The following is a 730-nucleotide window of genomic DNA, read 5'->3' on the forward strand; positions in this document are numbered from 1 at the left end:
TGTACCAGCTGCTGCGCGACGCGCACGAGCTGGTGCCCGGGATCACCGAGCTGCCGCTGACGGAGACCCGCGCCGGACTGCGCCCCGGCTCCCCCGACAACGCGCCCCTGCTCGGCCCGACCGCGCTCGACGGCCTGCTGCTGGCCACCGGGCACCACCGCAACGGCGTGCTGCTCACGCCGGTCACCGGTGACGCCATGGCGCACGTCCTGACCACCGGCGAGCTGCCGGAGGAGGCCCGCCCCTTCAGTCCGCGGCGCTTTCGCGCCGCCGCATCCATGGAGCAGCCCGTATGAACCTCTCCGTCACCATCTCCGTCAACGGCGAACCCCGCCGGGTCGCGCCCGGCACGGCTCTCGACACCGTCGTGCGGTCCCTCACCGCGGCCCCCTCGGGGGTGGCCGCCGCCGTCAACGAGACCGTCGTCCCGCGCGCGCAGTGGCCGTCCACGGCCCTGGCCGAGGGCGACCGCGTCGAAGTGCTGACCGCCGTCCAGGGAGGCTGAGCCATGGCCGACGATCCCCTGGTCCTCGGAGGGACGTCCTTCGCCTCCCGGCTGATCATGGGCACGGGGGGCGCGCCCAGCCTGGAGGTGCTGGAGCGGGCCCTGCTCGCCTCCGGCACGGAGCTGACCACCGTCGCGATGCGGCGGGTGGACCCGTCGGTGCGCGGATCCGTGCTGTCGGTCCTCGAGAAGCTGGGCATCCGGGTGCTGCCCAACACCGCCGGC

At 74.7% G+C, this 730-nt stretch carries 2 protein-coding genes and 1 pseudogene; all 3 read left to right on the plus strand.

From position 1 onward, the window contains the following. Positions 1 to 296: FAD-dependent oxidoreductase (locus CCN35_RS27395; protein ID WP_143631920.1), on the plus strand; the 296-nt coding region annotated here is incomplete at its 5' end. Continuing rightward, positions 293 to 505 carry a sulfur carrier protein ThiS gene (gene thiS / locus CCN35_RS27400; RefSeq protein WP_067392741.1) on the plus strand — a complete coding sequence of 71 codons (213 nt, stop codon included), beginning with the start codon at positions 293 to 295 and terminating at the stop codon, positions 503 to 505. The genes CCN35_RS27395 and thiS, both read left to right, overlap by 4 nt. A gap of 3 nt (positions 506 to 508) precedes the next feature. After that, a pseudogene (locus CCN35_RS27405) lies at positions 509 to 730 on the plus strand (thiazole synthase); the annotation flags it as partial.

The organism is Streptomyces thermovulgaris (assembly GCF_002155915.1).
In the GTDB taxonomy this organism is placed as follows: domain Bacteria; phylum Actinomycetota; class Actinomycetes; order Streptomycetales; family Streptomycetaceae; genus Streptomyces; species Streptomyces thermovulgaris.

Excerpts from the sequence above, each read along its gene's own strand:
- thiS (WP_067392741.1), top strand. The coding sequence starts at position 293 with ATGAACCTCTCCGTCACCATCTCCGTCAACGGCGAACCCCGCCGGGTC.